The 20339-nt window shown below is 53.5% G+C and carries 20 protein-coding genes; 15 read left to right on the forward strand and 5 right to left on the reverse strand.

Features of this window, described 5'->3' with window-relative positions; genetic code table 11:
- From NNL35_RS11505 to NNL35_RS11515, 3 genes are read right to left on the reverse strand one after another with little or no spacing between them, the layout of a single operon-like run.
- Positions 1-1227, reverse strand: a complete 1227-nt coding sequence (locus NNL35_RS11505; RefSeq protein ID WP_254553374.1) for an ABC transporter ATP-binding protein — start codon at positions 1225-1227, stop codon at positions 1-3.
- Between the two features lie 41 nt (positions 1228-1268).
- Positions 1269-2213, reverse strand: a complete 945-nt coding sequence (locus NNL35_RS11510) for a hypothetical protein (protein ID WP_100226378.1) — start codon at positions 2211-2213, stop codon at positions 1269-1271.
- Between the two features lie 56 nt (positions 2214-2269).
- The gene (locus NNL35_RS11515; protein WP_006677797.1) at positions 2270-2713 is read right to left on the reverse strand and encodes a hypothetical protein; all 444 of its coding nucleotides are present in this window, start codon (positions 2711-2713) and stop codon (positions 2270-2272) included.
- A 579-nt stretch (positions 2714-3292) separates the two neighbouring features.
- Here NNL35_RS11515 and NNL35_RS11520 point away from each other — a divergent pair.
- Together NNL35_RS11520 and NNL35_RS11525 are read left to right on the forward strand one after the other, a co-directional pair.
- A complete protein-coding gene (locus tag NNL35_RS11520) occupies positions 3293-4543 on the forward strand; it encodes an NRAMP family divalent metal transporter (RefSeq protein WP_420798535.1) in 1251 nt (416 codons plus the stop codon).
- A 781-nt stretch (positions 4544-5324) separates the two neighbouring features.
- Entirely contained in the window at positions 5325-5492 is a 168-nt protein-coding gene (locus NNL35_RS11525; RefSeq protein WP_254553375.1) for a hypothetical protein, read from the forward strand.
- Positions 5493-5904: 412 nt separating this feature from the next.
- On the opposite strand, the gene NNL35_RS11530 is transcribed toward NNL35_RS11525, so the two are convergent.
- Complete coding sequence (locus NNL35_RS11530; RefSeq protein ID WP_158000485.1) at positions 5905-6042, reverse strand: hypothetical protein; 138 nt, start codon at positions 6040-6042, stop codon at positions 5905-5907.
- A gap of 135 nt (positions 6043-6177) precedes the next feature.
- On the opposite strand from NNL35_RS11530, the gene NNL35_RS11535 reads away from it, so the two are divergent.
- Positions 6178-7707 (forward strand): copper amine oxidase N-terminal domain-containing protein, encoded by a 1530-nt coding sequence (locus NNL35_RS11535; protein WP_006680011.1) that lies wholly within the window; start codon positions 6178-6180, stop codon positions 7705-7707.
- Between the two features lie 120 nt (positions 7708-7827).
- Here the strand turns inward: NNL35_RS11535 and NNL35_RS11540 are convergent, their stop codons facing one another.
- On the reverse strand, positions 7828-8580 hold the full coding sequence (locus tag NNL35_RS11540; RefSeq protein WP_006680010.1) for an IclR family transcriptional regulator: 753 nt from the start codon (positions 8578-8580) through the stop codon (positions 7828-7830).
- 231 nt (positions 8581-8811) lie between these two features.
- On the opposite strand from NNL35_RS11540, the gene NNL35_RS11545 reads away from it, so the two are divergent.
- The 12 genes from NNL35_RS11545 (at position 8812) to NNL35_RS11600 (ending at position 20301) form a co-directional block, all read left to right on the forward strand.
- Positions 8812-9909 carry an extracellular solute-binding protein gene (locus NNL35_RS11545; protein WP_040734537.1) on the forward strand — a complete coding sequence of 366 codons (1098 nt, stop codon included), beginning with the start codon at positions 8812-8814 and terminating at the stop codon, positions 9907-9909.
- Positions 9910-9942: 33 nt separating this feature from the next.
- Positions 9943-11052, forward strand: a complete 1110-nt coding sequence (locus tag NNL35_RS11550) for an ABC transporter ATP-binding protein (RefSeq protein WP_006680008.1) — start codon at positions 9943-9945, stop codon at positions 11050-11052.
- A 3-nt stretch (positions 11053-11055) separates the two neighbouring features.
- Complete coding sequence (locus NNL35_RS11555; protein ID WP_006680007.1) at positions 11056-11916, forward strand: ABC transporter permease; 861 nt, start codon at positions 11056-11058, stop codon at positions 11914-11916.
- A complete protein-coding gene (locus tag NNL35_RS11560; protein ID WP_006680006.1) occupies positions 11913-12731 on the forward strand; it encodes an ABC transporter permease in 819 nt (272 codons plus the stop codon). The genes NNL35_RS11555 and NNL35_RS11560 overlap by 4 nt, the downstream gene beginning before the upstream one ends.
- Before the next feature lie 16 nt (positions 12732-12747).
- Positions 12748-13884, forward strand: a complete 1137-nt coding sequence (locus NNL35_RS11565) for a M20 family metallopeptidase (protein ID WP_006680005.1) — start codon at positions 12748-12750, stop codon at positions 13882-13884.
- A gap of 47 nt (positions 13885-13931) precedes the next feature.
- A complete protein-coding gene (locus tag NNL35_RS11570; RefSeq protein ID WP_254553376.1) occupies positions 13932-14078 on the forward strand; it encodes a hypothetical protein in 147 nt (48 codons plus the stop codon).
- 22 nt (positions 14079-14100) lie between these two features.
- On the forward strand, positions 14101-15075 hold the full coding sequence (locus NNL35_RS11575; protein ID WP_006680004.1) for a LacI family DNA-binding transcriptional regulator: 975 nt from the start codon (positions 14101-14103) through the stop codon (positions 15073-15075).
- A gap of 136 nt (positions 15076-15211) precedes the next feature.
- Positions 15212-16507 carry an ABC transporter substrate-binding protein gene (locus NNL35_RS11580; protein WP_040734528.1) on the forward strand — a complete coding sequence of 432 codons (1296 nt, stop codon included), beginning with the start codon at positions 15212-15214 and terminating at the stop codon, positions 16505-16507.
- Positions 16508-16596: 89 nt separating this feature from the next.
- The gene (locus NNL35_RS11585; protein ID WP_006680002.1) at positions 16597-17481 is read left to right on the forward strand and encodes a carbohydrate ABC transporter permease; all 885 of its coding nucleotides are present in this window, start codon (positions 16597-16599) and stop codon (positions 17479-17481) included.
- The gene (locus NNL35_RS11590) at positions 17481-18323 is read left to right on the forward strand and encodes a carbohydrate ABC transporter permease (RefSeq protein WP_006680001.1); all 843 of its coding nucleotides are present in this window, start codon (positions 17481-17483) and stop codon (positions 18321-18323) included. Before NNL35_RS11585 ends, NNL35_RS11590 begins: the two co-directional genes overlap by 1 nt.
- 32 nt (positions 18324-18355) lie before the next feature.
- Positions 18356-19861, forward strand: coding sequence for a glycoside hydrolase family 32 protein (locus NNL35_RS11595; RefSeq protein ID WP_006680000.1), 1506 nt, complete (start codon positions 18356-18358; stop codon positions 19859-19861).
- Between the two features lie 215 nt (positions 19862-20076).
- A complete protein-coding gene (locus NNL35_RS11600; RefSeq protein WP_006679999.1) occupies positions 20077-20301 on the forward strand; it encodes a hypothetical protein in 225 nt (74 codons plus the stop codon).
- Positions 20302-20339: the final 38 nt, after the last annotated feature.

A 20339-nucleotide genomic window follows, 5' to 3' on the forward strand; every position in this document is an offset into this window, starting at 1 on the left:
TCATCCTTTCAACTTCTGGACAATATCTAAATTATTGAAACATTTCCGAGCATAGCGATTTATCATAATCGATAAGATTAAGACAAAAATTCCTGCAATGAAAACATAACTAATGATTATAAATAATGGATCTTTTAGGAATAAAGTAAGAAATAGTAAAGGTGGAATACATGCAATTAATTTTAATGAAATATATTGGTATTTTACCATCTTAACAATTTGCTCCGTACTAATGCCGCTAATAAGAAGCACTTTATAGAAATCCATATTCTTGTTAATCGTTATTCTAGTAATCATAATAAAGAGAACAATTAGCACTACAAATAATATTAAAGAGGACAGAATCAACATACTTCTGTTCATCTCAGTGAACCTAATAATAGAGTCGATAACTGTACCACTTGCTCCGATTATACTAAATTCATGAAAATTGGTTTGGATTGCAATATCATCAAGTATATTTTTAACCTGTATCGGTGTTAATTCCGTAACGATTTTCCCATTCACCTTACTTAAGAGTAATGCTTTCAAAAATATTCCTTTTATCTTCGGGGGAGATTTATCAAATTGAAACATTGGCAAAATAACATAGCGATTCAATAATAGTTCGGGCTCTGGCCCGACATCTATAACTTTCTGAGAAGGATCGAGAATGCCAACAACTACACCTGTAAATTCCTTTCTATATAGTAAAATATCTAGTGAATCTCCAAGTTTATAAGTTCCGTTATAATCCGATCCCAGAATTATTGGAATTGTATCTTTGTTTTCATAAAAAATATAGTCATTTTCGCTGAAACCTTTTCCCGAACTTAACTGTAGATTGTTTAAATCAAATACAGTTTGATTTAACTGTAAAGATTTTATGGCTCGATATGATTTATTGTTCACATTGTAAGCTGGCTGATTGTTTCCTGTTTCATAATAAGCATCAAAGATCGTATCACCTTTGAAGTTTGCAATTTCAATAGGTTGCCTAACCCCGTTGTAATATTTAAAAGTTGGAACAGCATTTACTTGATTACTAAAATCGTTTAGTATTTTAATACTATTAGGGTTAGAGAAAAACTCCACTTCTTTTTCGTTATATAGGTTATCTGAAATTTTATATAAATTACTATCCTTGAAGTTATTCGTTACGTCTACTTCAACATTTGTTTGGTTTATATTTACCGTTAGAACAAGAAGTAAATTGCAAAAAATGAACGAAGCAACAATCAGCATCATGTTTAGAAACTTATTTTGTTTGAATAATTGTGTAATAATCCTCAATATTTTTGCCCACCTTTTCTGACTGTATAAATATATGTAACATACAAGCTAAGCAGCGTTATCACTGTTATATAGAAAATAATGAGATAAAAGGAAGAAATCATCCATGCAATGTCCCATAATGGAAGGATAAAATTTATTAGAATTGAAAATGCTATTAATACAGATGATAAAAAGACGTAGGGCAGTATTTTGGTTTTCAAGACGATAATGCAGATGGCACCAAATGAAAATCCAGATATATATAATATTGAAAGGAAATGACTCTCCTTGTTTAGCCAGATAGTTGCTGTTATCAACAACATGATAGACAACAAAAAGATCGTGACAAATTGAATAGTTGCTATCACCTGATTAGATTTCAAACTATAAGATCCATTACTCTCTGAATTGATTATTTCAATGTTGTTCATATTAATCATTTTATTAAAAACTGTCATCACATCTAAACTGGGTGTCATAAACACAAATCTTGTCCCATTTGCAACATCTATATCTATATATTGTGGTATTAACCAAATATCAGACTGTAATTGATATGAATTGGGTGCATTAAAATAACCAATCAATTTGTAGTCATTAGGGATAATTTTTGGATCTACATGTTCTCCAATAATAGCTATATTTTCATCGTCAATATAGTCATCTATTTGCTTAATTGGCGGAAACTTGACTTTTCCGTTTATCCAGACATATTTTAGTTGCGGAGATGCCTCATTGTACTGGAGAAGAATATAATTTCCTTCATTAGTTTTAAATGGGTGGTTAATTTCTTCTATTTTGAATGTAATGGATTTATTATTTATATATCCATTATTCAGCATATTTATATAGTCAAAATAAGATGAAAACCAAAAAATCACAAAACATATACCTGTAAATAACAACATTATAGAGTAATAAAACAAATCTGAAACAGGGCGAATGTATGTTGTCTTCATAATGTTTATACAGAGAGAGATAATCGTATACGATTATCTCTCTCGTAAACTCCTTATTACTCGTTACCGTAGTATGTTTTTGCTGCCCAATCCGTAAGAAATCTATCTATCCAATCGCTGTAAGCCTCAGTCTCGCTTGTTCCCCATACGCGGTCACTATCGGCCGTGATTTTACCCGTTAAACGCCCCTCGAACCTAGCTCTAGAATAATGGTAAACACCTTCCCATGTTGTCTTACCGACTGCTCGTTCTAGTAACACATTTTTGCCACCATACGCACTCTCCACCGATCCTTCATGCTTTGGGCTAGATGCGGCAAGAGATAAAGAAGTTGGAGTGTTGTTACTTATCGTAAAATATCCATTTTTCTCATCCCAACCACCGGCTACTGTCTTTGAAGCAATTGATTGTGCTATAAGAGTGTTTGGCGTAATACTTGCAATAACAAGTCCAGTTGCTAATGCCACTATAGGAAGCCCTCTTTTGATACTCATCTTCATTGTCACTTACCCCTTCCATTAATTATTTATTTGATAGCTGGATGGCTATTCAAATTAAACAAATATAATCCATAAGTGTTCATATTTACACCATATCATATATTCCAAATTTTTCAAAGTCCTCTCGCTAACTATTATGGGTATGAAAAGTAGAAACTCGATCATGGTAGGAATAGTCTATGAAAATGCCTGTACAGGGGTACGGTCGGGATGGAATACTTAGAATAAAAAGTGGATATATCCCTTACATTAGGAATGGAGGAGCCGTGGTATGTAAGTATCTTTGCCTCTGAGCTTTGTATAGTCCATATTTTAATTGGTGAACGGTCAAGCCATGTTCTTCGCCAGGCTTTCATCAGTTGACCGCTATATTATGAGTTTCACACGCATGAAGGACGAACACCTGGAAGCCGTAAGAGGGAAAACCTCACGTACGATTTGATGAGGAGGGGCTAATTTTATTTCAGTCTTTCACTTTAGTGTTATCCTGTGAAGAGGACATAATTAGAGACATTTTAAAGTCGGCTGATCGGAAAATCTCCCGAGTATAATTCATGTAAGCGCTTTATATTTTGGGAGGTGGACCTGTTGAGCAACTTCGACACGGAGCTGAATCCAGCCCGCAATCAGAGCAGACTATGGAGGAAATGCTTGCTCCTTCTCGGCCCGGGCTTCATTACCGCCGCAACCGTCCTCGGTCCGGGGAGCATTACGGTCAGCAGCAGCGCCGGGGCGCTTATGCAGTACTCGGTGCTGTGGGTGCTTGTCATCGCTGCCGTATTTATGTCCGCGTTCACCGTCATTGCCGGCAAGATCGGCTGCCTGAACCGGGACTCGCTGCTCTTCATCGTTCAGCAGCAATACGGGCGCTGGCTGGCCATCCTTATCGGGTTAAGCGTGTTCCTGATCACGGCCGGCTTCCAGACCGGCAACAACATTGGCGTCGGCCTGGCCTTCGACACCGCATTTGGCGGAGGCATCGCCTTGTGGGCGGGGGTCTTTCTCGTCATCGCCCTCATCTTTATATGGACTTCCAGCAACTTCTACAAGCTATTGGAAAAGGTGATGATGCTAATGGTCATTCTGATGATCATCGCCTTCATTGGGAACCTTTTCCGCATCTCGCCGGATCTGGGCACCCTGGCCGCCGGCTTCGTGCCTTCGCCGCCCGCGATCTGGGGGTTGGTCATCGCCATCTCGGCGACAAGCTTCAGCATTGCCGGAGCGGCCGGTCAAGCCTATATGGTTCAGGGCAAGGGATGGCAGCCGCAAGATCTGCGCAAGAGCAACGCCAGCGCCGTCGTCGGGATCGCGGTCCTGTGCGGTCTGACCATCATCATTATGATTACATCGGCTGCCGTGCTCGCTCCCCAAGGCATTCAGGTGCAGAGCGCCCTTGACATGGCCATTCAGCTGGAGCCGCTGCTTGGTCCGCTTGCGAAATGGCTGTTCCTCCTCGGGCTGTTCGCGGCCTCCTTCTCTTCCTTCGTCGCCAACGCCGTCTTAGGGGGAATGCTGCTGTCGGACGGCTTCGGCTGGGGGCGGACATTGAACGACAAGAGCGTCAAAATCTTCACTTCCCTGCTCCTGGCGGGGAGCACGCTGATCGCGATATTGGCCGAGGCCAATCCGATTCAATTGATTATTATGGCACAGGCGACGACGGTTCTCGGAGCGCCGCTCATCGCCATCGTGCTGCTCTTGCTCGGCAATAACAAAAAGGTGCTCGGCAGCCGCACGAACGGCTGGTTCACGAATATCATTGCGGGACTCGCCTTTCTCTGGTTGCTCTATTTATCTGTAAATCAGTTACTGACCTTCTTGCAGTAGGAGCGAGTAGGAGCGGCAGAAGCAGTAAAGAGCAATTGGAAGGGGGGCATAGGCAGGCATTGCATAATGAGGGGGGTAACGGGTCAACAGAGAATAGGGAGGCGGGAAAAATGGCGGCGGGCAAAGCGGTGGAAGATGGAGGATAGGCCGCGTGCCTTCTTGTGGAAGACGGAGGATAAGCTCCTGCCTTCCTGCGGAATACGGAGGATAGGCCGCCTGCCTTCTTGCGGAAGACGGAGGATAGGCCCCTGCCTTCCTGCGGAATACGGTCGAGAATGATGTGAAGATCGATGAGACAATGAAATCCTGCGTGAATGCAGCAATTTATGTTATTTGAGGCACTATTTGAGCGAAGTCCTGCAAAAGTACATTATTTTTCATCAATTTTTGTCTTGAATCTATTAGAAAGCCGGAAATTGATGCAGTTTTGCAGGAACTCCTGTACCGGAGTACACGTCACCATGGAAAACTGCATATTCCAGGCTGTTGGAAAAACCCTGTTTTTTACGAAGGGGTGGAGATGTCCATTTACCTAATCAAAACTTGGCACACTCAAAGCGTTGTAAGTCGAGTTTTTTCTACTGAGAGACGAGATCCACCATATAAAAAATGAAGTGGGGAAAATTCCCACAGACTTCTCAACGGCCTGATTTTACGGGATCCAAGGGACCGCTCGGATCCTGGGGGTATCATCGCCTCGTTGCCTTCAGGAGGCATCGTTGCCTCTCGTGGCTTGAACGTGTCGAGGGAATTGCTGCTATTTTACAGGAATTTCGGCTCAATGAGTCCACATCCTGAGGAATTGCTGCAAATCTACATCATTTATGGCCCTTTTGCTTCAAGTCGAAGCGAAACGGGTGAAATTCCTGCAGTTTTGCAGGATTCCCTTTCTGGTAAAGTCGTCATTATCGAATTGCTGTATTTGCGCAGGATTTTGCTTACCGAATAGAAGTGTCTGGAGAAATCGTGTAGTTTTACGGATTTCGCCTACCGGATAGACGTGTCTAGGGAAATGGTGCAGTTTTCAGGTCGTTGGAAAACCCCTGTTTTTTGCGAAGGGGTGGAGATTGTCCATTTTCCTACTCAAAACTTGGCACGCATAGCGTTTTAATTCGATTTTTTCTACGGAGAGACGAGATCCACCACATAAAAAATGAAGTGCCAAAAAAACCCTAGGACTTTCTCAACAGCCTGATATTCGCAGTTTTTTCAGCCACTTCGCCGAGAGAAGCCGGGGTGGGCTGTCCGCTGCAGCTAAAAAACTACTTATTGGACAGCCCCTTTGCTGCGACCTTCCCCGGCGGCGTCAATATCCTGCTTACAGCTCATTCCAGTTGACGGAAACCTCGACAAATCCGTTATCATCCCGCGATTCGCTCTTTACCATTACGCTTCCGCTCGCGCTGTCGCCGATAATCGACAAGCTTGTTACGGTCGAAGAGTTGGATCGCAAAGCCCCGGATCGCGGCGCTGCCTGTGCTTTGATCGTTTGGCAGCATCCGTGTCTGAGCTCCTGCTGAGCAAGGGGGCGATACCGCCGTTAACGAACGCCGGATTATTGCTTTACACATTTCCCCGCGGTCGTCATAATGAAATCGGGGTAACATTTTCCTGAATGGAAGGGGAGAGGTAATGTGAGAGGGAGGCATTGGGTATGCGCGGGTCTGGCGGCTCTCCTGCTTGTATTGGCAGGCTGTCAGCCGATCGGCGGACTGGATGTGCCGAAGCTGCTGCTGAAGCAGATGGAGGTCACGTCTTACGAAGGGAAGCAGACGGTCTCGATTGATATCGAAGCGGCGAAGAACGAGGTGCCGGCGGAAGATGCGGCGGCGCTGCAAATGATCGACGGGGCTGAATTGACGGTCGATACGAAGGTGCAAGATGACCAGCGCATGTCGATGGAAGGCGTGTTCAAGGCGGCGGGCCGCCAGCTTCCGTTCCGGCTAGGCTTGAAGGATCGGGCGGTCACCGCCTGGATCGACGGTGCGGCGGCTCCGATCATCATTTCCGAAGCTGCGGATCCGTCCTGGGGCGTGTCCCCATTGACGACAGAGGATACGCGGGCCATCGGCCGCCTCGCGCTGGAGCTGTTCGGCAAGTATGCGCCCAATCCGAGCAATATTTCCGTGAAGCCCGTCACGGAACCGGTGCTGGGGGAGAACCTGGCGCTGAAGCAGGTGCATCTGGAATTCGGGGGCGATGAGCTTCTGCCGTGGGCGAAGGAGCTGCTTCGAGCCGCGATGAAGGACAAGGAAGGGCTGAAGCAGTGGTTCGTATCGGCCGGCCGCCTGCTCTATCCGGCTGCCACCGGGGCGCTGGACGATATGCCGCTGGATCAGGACGTGCTGCCTGATGTGTTGAACGATGGCGAAGCAGCGGGATTGTCCTTATACGAATCGTTCATGGAGTACGCGCCGGAACTGCTGGCCGGCCTGGAGCAGTTGGAAAAAGATTTGCCGGCATACGCTCCGGATGCGGAAGCGCTGCTCGGTCCGGCGACGAAGCTGGTCATGGATCTGTATGCGGACGGGGAGTTGAACATCCGCAAATCCAAGCTTCAGCTTACGATCGCGCTCCCATCCTCCGCGGGTGCGCCGTTCTCCTCCATCACGATTCGTCAGACTTCGGAGATGGGCCGCTTGAACGAGGACGTCAAGGCGGACGAGATGGATATGACGAATGCGGTCGCGCTGGACGATCCGGAGATGACGCCAGGCAAGTGGCTGCGGCATTTCGAAGCAGGATCGCTGGCGCGCCAATGGCTGAAGCAGTCGGGAGCGACCGCGCGAACGGCAAGCCTGCTGATGCCTGTGCCGGGGGCGGATACTACATACGATCCGTATGACATGCTGCAGCCGTATATCAAGAACGGAACGTTAATGGTTCCGCTGCGCCATGTGGCGGAGCAGTTCGATGCGACGCTGACCTGGGACAGCAAGACGAAGCTCTCGCTCGTCGACGATATTACGGGCGCCGTGACGCAGCTCGAACTGAACAGCAAGAAGGCGACCGTGGGCGGCCTGGAGATCGACCTGCCGGAAGCGCCGGAGCTGCGGGACGGCCAGCTCTATGTCCCTGTTCGTTCGGTGGCCTTTATGCTGGGGCTGTGGCTGCAGAAGGTTGAGTTCTACGATTCAACATGGATTGAATTAATTCGCAAATGAATCGGCACGGAGCGGGGACTGCATCGGAAGGGATGCATGCCCGGCTGCTCCGTGCAACGGGAAGAAGCCGGAACGGGGATAGGGATCCCGAGTTCCGGCTTTTTCACGCTGGAGGGCGGTTCACAGATATCCGTTCAGGCGCGACATGTCCTGCGTCGTCTGGAGCACCAGGGCGAGCCAGCGCTCCGCATGCTGCTCCATCCGCTCGCTTGGCCCGATCAGACTGATGGAGGCGAGGACGCTGCCGTCGCTCTGGAAGATGGGCGCCGCAATGCCGGTGACGCCGATATTGCGCATATTGGAGCTGATCTCATAGCCCCGGCTCCGGATTTGTTCCAGACGCAGGCGAAGCTGCTCCGGTTCAGTGATGGAGTGGCTGGTGAACGCCGTCATCGGCTCGTTCAGCACCGCCTCCTGAAGCGTCTCGGGGCCATAGGCAAGGATGACGCGGGAAGCGCTGGTCGCATAGAGCGGGAACCGCCGGTACGCGTCAATAATGAAGCGAATCGGAAGGGGGGAATCGAGCTTGTCCACATAGATCGCATCCATATGATCCCGAATGCACAGGCAGACTGATTCCTTCGTGGCGTCGGCCAGTTGCTGCAAATACGGCCGCGCGAAGCCGACCACATCATCGTCGTTCTTCACCTTGTTGCCCAGTTCCAGCAAGGTGTAGCCAAGCGAATACAGCTTGGTTCGCGGGTTTTGCTTGATGAAGCCTTCGCTCTCCAGCGTGGACAGCATCTTGTGAACGGCGCCTTTGGACCATTTCAATTCCCGGCTCAGATCCGTCACTCCCCACTCTTTGCCGCCACGAAGAAATAATTTCAGCAGCGTACAGCATTTCTGTACGGAGGTCAGATAATGCTCCATATTTTCTCTCCTACTCCTGCTGGCCTTCGCACTTGCCGGATTCCGGCAAGGCCAGCGCGCAAGATATTGCTTATCAATTTGTCGAATAATACCCTATTTTCATGTGTTAAAAAGTGACAAATATCATTGTTGTATATTGAACATACCATGCCCCTGTGCTAAAATCAAACCAAGTTTCACTAATTATGAACAATGTTCACTAATAGTGAACAAAATGGAGGGGGAATGATGATGAAAAGACGACAATGGGTGTCGCTGCTTCTGCTGTGTGCGTTAGCGGCGTCGCTGCTGGCCGCTTGCGGGACGTCCCAATCCGCAGCCGGAAATGGAAGCGGTTCCAATTCATCGGGGCTGGAAGTTGAACTGGTCGTAGCGGGCAATGGCGCCACCGTAGAGGCGTTGATGAAGGATGAGATTTTCAAAAAGTTCAATGCCAAGTATCCCGACGTGAAGCTCTCCTATGTGTCCGGGGTATCGACGGATATTGTCGCCAAGGTGACCGCACAGCAAGGAGCGCCGCAGATCGATCTCGTCGTCATCGAGGGCGGCGAGCAGGAGGCGGGCCGGGTCAAAGGTCTGTGGGAGCCGCTCGATCCCTCCGCCGTGCCGAACATGTCCAAGGTGGACGGGGCGTTGGCCGTGGCAGAGAACAGCGGCGTGACGGTGAATTATACGCCGATGGGCATCTCGTACAATGCGAAGCTGGCGCAGGAGAGAGGGCTTCCCGTGCCGGAATCGTGGAATGATCTGGCCCGTCCCGAGATGAAGGGCAATCTTACGTTGACGGAGATGTCCAGCAACTTCGGCCGTTCGGCGACGATTATGCTAGCCTACGCGAACGGCGGCTCGGAGCGGGAGATGGCACCGGGGTTCGAGAAGCTGAAGCAGATTGCCGGATATATGCCGACCTTCGCCAAGACGGCGGCGCAGCTGCAGCAGAATCTGCAGAACAATACGTCCGTCTATACGGCATGGACGATGGCCCGCAGCATCGTGCAGAAGGATCAGGGCGTGGAATTGGAATTCGTCATTCCGAAGGAAGGGGCCAACATCGTCCCGAACGTCGCTTCGCTGGTGAAGGGCGCGAAGCATCCGAAGGCCGCCGCGGCATTCATTGATTTCTTGTTGACGGATGAGGTGCAGACGCTGTATGCGACGAAGCTGTATTACAACACGGCAGTCGATGTGCAGCTTCCGGAAGAGACGGCGAAGCTGCTGGACTTCGACAAGAGCCTCATCGTCCCGTTCGATTACGGTACGATTAGCGACAACACGAAGCAATGGCTCGACACGTTCAACAAAGAGGTCGCGCCTCTGGTAGGCAAATAGCAAGCAAACCGATGACAGGACGGAGGCAGGCTCATGACGATCACATACGATGTAGAATTGCAGAACATCCACAAGCGGTTCGGTGGAACGGTCGTCGTTGACCGGTTCGATCTGGCGGTGGAGCGGGGAGAATGCGTCACCTTCCTCGGCCCGTCGGGCTGCGGGAAGACGACGACCTTGAACATGATTGCCGGCTTCCTCGAGCCGGACGGCGGGGAGCTGCGCATCAAGGGCCGCTCGATGCGGGGGATTCCGGCGAACAGGCGCGATCTGGGCATGGTGTTCCAGACCTATTCGCTTTTTCCGCATATGACGGTTGGCGAGAATGTCGCTTACGGCCTGAAATTGAGAAAGACGCCGAAGGGAGAGACAGCGGCGCGCGTCCGGAAGGTGCTTGATCTCGTCAAGCTGCCGCATGTGGCGGACCGCTATCCGAAGCAGCTGTCCGGGGGACAGCGCCAGCGCATCGCGATTGCCCGGGCGCTGGTCACCGAGCCGTCCCTGCTGCTGCTCGACGAGCCTCTCAGCAACCTGGACGCCAAGCTTAGGGAGGAGCTGCGGGAGGAATTGAAACGGCTCCAGCAGGACATCGGTGTCACGACCATCTTCGTCACCCATGATCAGGAAGAGGCGATGTACTTGTCCGATCGGATTGTCGTGCTGAACCATGGCGCGGTGGAACAGATCGGCACGCCTGATCAAATATACGAGGCGCCGGCCACCGCCTTCGTGCATGAATTCATAGGAAAGTCGAACCGGTTCGCGGCCGAGGTCATCTCCGCCGGCGAGCAAGGCGGCGAGCTGAGGATTGCGGGCGGCCTGCGGTTCCGGGCCGGACGGCAGCGTTACCCGTTCCGGGAGGGAGAGCCTGTGCACGTTTATGTGCGGCCGGAGCATATCCGGGTCGAATTCGGGCAAGAGACGGGCGGGCCGGCGAGCGAGGAGCCGAATACGGCAGCGGGGACGATAAGCTTGCTGTCCTATCTGGGCGCCTATGGCGAGATGGTTGTCCATACGGCGGGCGGCGCCATCACGGTGCGGACGCACTCGCCGCGCCGGGGCATGGCCGCGGCCCAGGGACAGGCCGTCAAGCTGAGGTGGGACGAGGCGGATGTGCTCGTCTTCCCGCGAGGGGAGGCGTGACGGATGAAGCAGGACCGACGGAAGTCATGGATGGCGCTGCTGCTTCTCGCGCCGAGTCTTATCGTCATCCTCGGCGTATTTCTCCTGCCGATGCTGTATATGTTCCTTATCAGCGTTCGGGAGGACGGGGGGGCGGGAGACTGGACGCTCGCGCCGTACCGGCTGTTTTTCGAGGATGTGTACTATGCGGAGGTACTGTGGCGGACGGTCAGGCTGAGCGCGTATACCGTCCTGGCTTGCCTTATCCTCGGCTACCCGGTCGCCATGTATATGGCCCGGGCCACGCCGAAGATGAGGGGGCTGATTACCTTTCTGATCATTTCGCCGCATCTGATTAGCGTCGTGATTCGCAATTTCGGCTGGGTCGTCATTCTGGGCGACAATGGCTTCATCAACAACAGCCTGCTCGCGCTGGGCCTGATCGACAGCCCGCTACGCCTGCTGTACAACGAGCTCGGCGTCGTTATCGGCTTGACGGACGCTCTGATCGTCTATATGGTGCTGGCCATCGCCACCAGCCTTTATGCCGTAGACGCCTCTCTGTATAAAGCGGCCGGCATTCTCGGCGCGTCGCGGCTGCGCATGTTCTTCAGCGTTACTTTGCCGCTCAGCATGCCGGGCATATTCGCCGGAACGACGCTGGTGTTCAGCCTGGCGATGAGCGCATTCGTCACGCCGGCCCTGATGGGCGGCACGTCGGTGAAGGTGATGCCTGTCATCGCCTACGAGCAGATGATGGCGGCATATGATTGGTCGCTTGGCGCGGCGCTGGCCTTCCTGCTGCTCGGATCGACGCTTGCACTGGTGGCGGTATTTACGAAATTGGTTGAGACGAAGCGTTATAAGGAGGTGTTCTCGTCATGACGAACCGAACGGGGCGGTTCCGCATTTCCCCGCTGGGCATTATCGCGTTTCTCGTCGTCTTCTTGGTGGTCTCGCCGCTCCTTATTATTGTGCCGACCTCCTTCACGGCGACAGGGGTGCTTCGCTTTCCGCCGGAGGGCTTCTCCTTGCAATGGTATGCGAAGATCCTGGACCGGCCGGAGTTCATCGAATCGTTCTGGGTCAGCTTGAAGCTGGCCGCGGTGACAGCCGTCCTGGCGACGCTCATCGGCACGCTGGCCGCCTTCGCGCTGCACAAGTACAAGCCGCCCGGGAGCGGGGCGCTGAACGCGCTGCTCCTGTCGCCGCTTACCGTGCCGTCGCTTATTATCGGCATCTCGGCACTGCTGTTCTTCACTCGCATCGGGCTGGCGGGAACGTTCGCCGGGCTACTGCTGTCCCACATCCTGATCTCGGTGCCTTATGTCGTCCGGCTTGTGCTGACGGGGCTCAGCTCCTTCGATTATACGCTGGAGAGGGCGGCGGCCATATTGGGGGCGCATCCGGTGCGCACGTTTTGGGATATTACGCTGCCGGTCATCCGGCCGGCGATTTTTTCCGGGATGGTGTTCGCGTTCCTGACGTCCTTCGATAATGTGACGGTATCCTTGTTCTTAATCTCGCCTTCGACGACGACGCTGCCGATGGCGATCTTCAATTATATGCAGGAGTCGTTGACGCCGCTGGTCGCTTCGATTTCTTCGATCATGATTTTGCTGAGTCTGGTCTTTATTTTCCTTTTGGAACGGGTATACGGCCTGGATCGGTTGTTCGGCTCCCATTCCCATTCTCATTAAGGCAGGTTGAACGGATATGAACTTCTTATCGCGGTTGGAACGGCGGCTTCCCGAGATGATGGCGCTGCTCGAGCAAAGCGTGAACATGGATTCCCCGTCCGCGGACAAGGCGTTGACGGATCGGGTGATAGACTGGTACGAAGAGCGGTTCCGCGAGCAATTGCAGGCTAAAGTGGAGCGGGTGCCGAACGATTTATACGGTGATCGGCTGGCCGTCCGCATGGGCGCCGGCCCGCGCCAAATCTTGCTCGTCGCCCATGCCGATACGGTATGGCCCCCCGGGGAAGCGCGCCGACGCCCGTTCCGCGTGGACGGCAAGCGGGCCTACGGGCCTGGGGTGTATGATATGAAGGCCAGCTTGATCCAGGCCTTATATGCGATGAAGCTGCTGCAGGCGGAGGGGCGTCTGTGCGACTCACTGTCGATCGTGCTGCTCATCAACAGCGACGAAGAGATCGGCAGCCCGACGTCGCGGGCATGGATCGAGGCTTATGCGAGGGAGAGCGAAGCGGCTCTCGTGCTTGAGCCCCCGCTGGAGCCGCACGGAGCGTTGAAGACCGCCCGCAAAGGCAGCGGCCGCTTCCTGCTGTCGGTACAAGGGCAGGCCGCCCATGCGGGCGTCAATCCCGAGGCGGGCATCTCGGCGGTGGAGGAGCTGGCCCGGCAGATTATCCGGCTGCACTCGTGGTCCGATGCGGACAGCGGCATCCAGATCAATGTGGGCAAGATCGCCGGGGGCATCGGCGCCAACGTGATTGCGGATTATGCCGAGGCCGAGATCGATGTGCGTGTGGACACGATGGACGACTTCCGGCGCTTCCCCGGGAGGCTGAATGGGCTTGTTCCCAGTCTGCCCGGCACTCGCCTGCGTATCGACGGCGGTATGAACCGGCCGCCTATGGAGCGGACCGAGTCCAGCGCCCGGCTGTATGAGATCGCCCGATCGGCAGCCCGGGAGGAACTGAGCCTGGAGCCGGAGGAGGCCAGCACAGGCGGCGTCAGCGACGGCAACTTCATTGCCGCCTGCGGGACGCCAACTCTCGACGGGCTTGGCGTCGGCGGAGGCGGCGCGCATTCGCCGTCCGAGTTCATTTGGGTGCCTGAGCTTGCGCGCCGCACGGCTTTATTGGCGGGCATTTTGGACCGGATTTAGCTTCAGGCGCTGCTTCGGGCCGGCAAGGCTGTCTGCCATTATCATGCGTGCGCGAACAGCGCGGTACATCGCGGCCGCAGGCGGCGGAGGGCCTGTCCGGGGGCGGCTTCTTCCTGCGGGAAGGGCTGCCCATTGTGCTGCGGGCAGGGGAAGGGTTGTGTTGCAGCGGATTATCGATTAATGTTAATTCATAATCAAGAGGAAGGAGGAAGCTGCATGCCGACGATTAAAGATGTGGCGGAGAAGGCGGGCGTGACCGTCACGACGGTGTCCCGCGTGTTGAATAACCGCGGTTATATTAGCCAAGAGACGAGAGACAAGGTATATCGCGTGATGGACGAATTGCAATACCGGCCGAATGAGATCGCCCGATCGCTGTCAAGGAAGCGATCGATGATGCTGGGCCTCATTATTCCGACGATTGCGCACCCTTTTTTCGCCGAGATGGCGAATTATATCGAGAATTACGCCTTTGCGCTGGGCTATAAGATTTTGCTGTGCAATTCCCGCCTCGATCGGGTGAAGGAGAAGGAATATATCAATATGCTGAAAAGCCATCGGGTGGACGGCATGATTATGGGCAGCCATACGCTCGACGTGCAGGAGTACGTGAAGCTGCGGCAGCCGGTAATCACCTTCGACCGCCAGATCACGGATATTCCGTACATATCGTCCGACAACTATCAGGGCGGCGTATTGGCCGCGCAATTGCTGATCGACAGAGGCTGCCGGCGAATCGCTCATATTTCGGGCAATTTGAGCTTGGATGTGCTGGGCAACCGGCGCTTGGAAGGATTTCTTGACACGCTGCGGAAGCATGCGCTTGAACCGATCGTCATTGAGCTTGGCACCGATGTGTTCGAGAGCTCGGGCTACGACCGCATGATTCGGAGCTTGTTCGAGAAGGAGCCGGAAGTGGACGGGCTGTTCGCCAGCAGCGATATCATTGCCCTTCATGTGATGAAGGTGTGCTCCTCGCTTGGGATCAAGGTGCCGGACCGGATGAAGCTTATCGGCTACGACGATATTTCGCTTGCTTCGCTGGTGGAACCGGAATTGACGACCATCCGGCAGCCGTTGGAGGCCATGAGCAGATTGGCGGTCGATCTGATCGACAAGCTGATTCGGGGAGAGAAGGTGCCGCTGGAAAATATTGTTCCGGTAACGCTGGTAGAGCGAAAGACTTGCTGACAAGAGGCCATATCAACAAGATACGGCTTTTTATTTACGCCGCTATGACAACCGGTTGACATGTCAATCGGTTGTCATATATAATCGCCTTGAAAGCGTAACCAAAAATAGGCAAGAAGATATGGGGGGATGGATTATGAAGAAGTCACGGTTCATGGTTTTGGTGCTGGCAGTGCTGATATGCGCCACGGTGGCCGCTGCTTGCGGCAAGGACGGCGGCGAAAGCGGGAAGTCCGGCGGGGACGGCCAGGAGGTCACGATCACCTTCTTGAATTCGAAGGCGGAGATTCAGCAGGAGATGAATGCCGCCGCCGCCCAATTCAGGGAGGCCAATCCGGGCATTATGGTCGAAGTCATCTCGACGACGGAAGCCCAGTCTCCGGTGGAGCGGGCATCTGCCCTGTACGCGGCAGGCACGCCTGCGACGCTGGCGATGCTTGACGCGGGCGATATTGCCAAGTTCAAGGACAAGGCGGCCGACCTGTCCGCCGAGAAATGGGTCGGCGATCTGGCGCAGCCGAATGAACTGGACGGCCGGACGATCGCTTTTCCGTTCGCCGTGGAAGGGTATGGACTCATCTACAATAAGGCCGCCGTCGAGAAGGCGTTGGGCGGAGCCTTCGATCCGGGTTCGGTTAACACTACCGAAGCGCTGGAGAAGCTGTTCCAGCAGATCGAAGCGTCCGGGACGGCGCCGATTGCGATCGGCAGCATGGACTGGTCGCTGGGCAATCATTTCCTCGCTCTCGCGTATGCGGCGCAGCCGGACGGCGATGTCAACGACTTTCTGGACGAATTGAAGGCCGGCAAGGCGGCGCTCGCGGACAATGCCGTGTTCAACGGCTTGATGGACACCTTCGACGTGATGAAGAAATACAACAAAGGCAAAGACGATCCGATGGCCGTCGCCTATGAACAAAGCGCCTCGGCGGTCGCCAAGGGAGAGGCGGCGATGACCTTCAACGGCAACTGGCTTATCGGCGAGCTGCAGAAGTCCAATCCGGACGGCGAATTCGGCTTCCTCCCGGTGCCGGTCAGCAATGATGCCGGCGACAAGCCCAATTCGGCGATTGCGCTCGGCGCGACGAAGCAGATTTTCGTCGATAAGGAAAAGAGCACGGAGGAGCAGCAGGCGGCCGCGAAGAAATTCCTCGAGTGGCTTGTCTACGAGGAAGCGGGACAAGATTTTCTGGTGAACAAGGCCCACGTCGTGCCCGCATTCAAAAATATCGCGCTGGAGCCTGCCAACTCCCTGGGCCAAGCCGTCAAAGCTTACAACAATGCCGGCCAATCGATTCCGTTCGCCGGGAACTTCGTGCCAGGCGATCATTGGAAGGTGCTCGGCGCTTCGATGCAAAAGTATCTCGCGGGCAAAGCGGACCGGGCGGCGCTGGCGGCCGAGATCGAAGACTACTGGACAAGCAGCAAGTGACATTGATGCAGGCCATGGCTGAGGGATGAGATGATTGCTCACGTCTATCGGCCGGCCGTTTGTCATCCAGAGAAACGGGGGATTCCATCATGCTTTCTGAATGGAGCTTCATGAAGAGACTGGGACACCGGCTCTTCTTTACAGGACCGGCGTTATTTTGTTTTTTTGCCGTCATTATCATCCCTTTTATGTATGGAATCTATATGACGTTCTTTCAATGGGACGGCATTGCTTCCGAGATGCCGTTCGTCGGCTTGGCCAACTATGCCGAAGTGCTGCAGGATGCGAAGTTCTGGGACTCGGTCTGGCTGACGATCAAATATGTCGGCGCGACGGTTCTGCTCATTAATGCGGTTGCGTTCTTTCTCGCCTACGCGGTTACCTCCGGGTACCGGGGACAGAACTTTTTCCGGACCGCCTTCTTTACGCCGAATCTGATCGGCGGTCTGGTGCTCGGCTTTTTGTGGCAGTTTATTTTCAACCATTTTTTAGTGAACTTCGGGAAAAAATACGATCTGCTTCTGTTCGCCAAAACATGGCTGGGCGACGAGCAGCGGGCGTTCTGGGCGCTCGTCATCGTAACGGTATGGCAGTATGCCGGTTATATGATGGTCATCTTCATTGCCGGTCTGGTCAGCGTGCCGAAGGATGTGCTTGAGGCGGCCACGATCGACGGCTCAGGGGGCTGGACCCGGCTGACGCGCGTCGTGCTTCCGTTAATGGTGCCCTCCTTTATCGTGACGATATTCCTGTCGCTTCAGCGCGGGTTCATGGTCTATGACGTCAACTATGCGCTGACTCAGGGCGGGCCGTTCGGCAGCACGGTGCTCGTCTCGATGCATGTGTACGACAAGGCGTTCCAGCGTTACGATTACGGGGTCGGCCAGGCGGAGGCGTTCGTGCTGTTCTTTTTCGTCGCGGCGGTAACCATCCTTCAAGTCTACATCGGGAAGAAAATGGAGGTGGAAGCCTGATGCGAACCCGTCACATCCTGAAGCAGGGCGTCATCTACGTTATCCTGCTCTGCTCGTTGATCGGATTTCTGTTCCCGTTCTATCTGCTGGTCGTGAACGCGTTCAAGCGCAATGCGGACATTATCGATGCTCCGGCCGCGCTGCCGTCCTCGATACAGTTCTCCCATTTCGTGACCGTTATCCGCGAGATGGACTATGTTCACAGCTTCGTCAATTCGCTGCTCATTACGGCGGCCAGCCTCGTATTCATTTTGCTGTTCTCCGCGATGACGGCTCATTACTTCGTGCGGAACAACACCAGGGGGAACCAACTGATATTCTTCATGATGGTCGCCTCGATGATCATCCCGTTCCAGGCGATAATGATTCCGTTAGTATCGTTGTACGGGAATCATCTCGGGTGGATCTCGAGCGCTCCGCGGCTCACGCTTATTTTCATGTACATCGGCTTCGGCAGCTCGCTCGCGGTATTTATTTTTCACGGGTTCATCAAAAGCGTTCCGCGCGAACTCGAAGAAGCGGCATATATCGACGGCTGCAACCGCCGGCAATCGTTCTTCAAGGTTGTGGCTCCGATCTTGAAGCCTACTTCCGTGACGATTGGCATTTTGAACGTATTGTGGATCTGGAACGATTTCCTGCTGCCGGTGCTCATCCTGCAGAATGCAGGCAAGGACAAGCTGACCTTGCCGCTGGCGATCCAAGTCTTCAAGGGAAGCTATACTTCCGATTTCGAGAAGTTCCTGCCCGCGGTTCTGCTCGTCATTCTCCCGATTCTGATCGTCTATATTTTCGCGCAGCGCTACATTATTCAAGGGGTGACACAGGGCGCGGTGAAGTAAAATCCATATCATAGGAGCAAGAGGGTGTAGATTTGGAACGGATATCAACGACAACGCATCAAGAAGCGATCGCGAAGGCGGCGGCATCGATAGAGCGGGCACGGGGAAGCCGGGAGGCCGATCCCCATCGGCCGGCCTATCATGCGCGTCCGCCCGTCCACTGGATGAACGATCCGAACGGCTTGATTCATTATAAGGGGAAATACCATCTGTTCTACCAGCATAACCCGTACGGCGCACAATGGGGCGACATTCACTGGGGGCATATGAGCAGCGCGGATCTGGTCCATTGGGAGCATCTTCCGATCGCCCTCGCCCCGAGCGAGGGGTATGATCGGGACGGTTGCTTCTCCGGCAGCGCCGTGGAGCATGAGGGACGGCTGCACCTGTTCTACACGGGGAACTTGTTCACAACGCCCGTGGGCGTTCCGGATGATCTGCTGCAGCAGCAATGCGTGGCGGTATCGGAGGACGGGATTCATTTTGAAAAGTCGGCCCGCAATCCGATCATTCCGGCGCCGCCGCCGGAGGTGGGGCAGAACACTCATTTCCGCGATCCGAAGGTATGGAAGCACGGCAAGCGATGGCATATGGTCGTCGGCGTACGCATGAACGATACGGGCAAGGTGGTCATGTACCGATCGCCGGATTTGATCGATTGGGAGTTCGCCGGCGTGATCGCCGAGAGCGACGGCACGATGGGATATATGCATGAGTGCCCGGACTTCTTCTCCCTGGGCGGGAAGGACGTGCTGCTCCTGTCGCCGGAAGGTGCGTCGGCGGTGGGCGGCGAGAGAACGTCCGGCTACTATGTTGGACAGCTAGACTATGAATCGGTGCGGTATGAGCATGGCCCCTTCCAGAGGCTGGATTACGGCTTCGACTTCTACGCGCCGCAGACGCTGACAGACCCGTGCGGCAGGCGAATCCTCATCGGCTGGATGCCGATGGACGGAGCTGGGCTGGGCAAGCAATGGGCGGGCTGCATGACCATTCCGCGGGAGTTGACCTTACAGTCGGACACGAACCGTCTGCTCATCCGGCCGGCAGCAGAGATGAAGCTGCTGCGGAGCGCTCCTCGATCGGCCGGGCCGTTCGCGGTTAGGGATCGGGAGTTCCATACGATCCCTGGCATCGCCGGCGAATGCGTCGAACTGCTCGTCGAGTATGATCTGGCAGCGACGGATGCCACGGAATTCGGTATGCATGTGCGCGCTTCCGCAGACGGAGCGGAGAAGACGGTCATCGCCTATCATGCGCAGACCGGGCAGGTGGTCTTCGAGCGGACCGATGCCGGGGAAGGGGTTGCAGGAATGAAGGCGTGTGCTATCGCCAGCGGCGGCAGTCCCGACATATTGACGCTGCACTTGTTCTTGGACCGGTCTACGCTGGAGCTGTTCATTAATGACGGAGAATATGTGATGAGCGGCTATATATTTCCGGCTGCGGCGAGCCGCGGAATTGAATTTTTTGCGGCAGGCGGGACCGCGGCGGTGCGCCGGGTTCAGTGCTGGGATATGGATGCGGCCGTGGAGTAGGTATTTTTTCAATAGAAGAGTATTCAATAGAAGAATACGCAAGGAAGAGAAGCCCGCAGCGCTTACGGCGAGAGATAGCGGGCTTTTTGTTGTTTCGTTCGGGCTAAAATGGGTCTATAGAACGATGTGAAGTCGTTAAAAGTATTCCGATAACATCTTATGTAAAAATAAGGTTATACAGAGAGAAGTTCTTATTAAAATAAATATGAGGGGTTTTGGAAACGATTTATGCCGATTTGATGCGAATTCAGGCCTGCATTCATCTGATCCAATCGGAAAATGCAGAAGAGCAGCCAGAGCAATGTTACTGGAAGCCATGGACTGCCGGAGACCAAATACTGTACCAAGGCAGCGGGAAGCACGAACAGATGCTGGAAGGCGAAGATGCAGGAAAGAACGGGTCTGTTGTCAGAGCTATATTCCATGGAGAGGTGCAGTGAATATGAACATGAATCATCCATTTCTGAATTCTGGTTCT

The organism is Paenibacillus dendritiformis (assembly GCF_945605565.1).
GTDB lineage: Bacteria > Bacillota > Bacilli > Paenibacillales > Paenibacillaceae > Paenibacillus_B > Paenibacillus_B dendritiformis_A.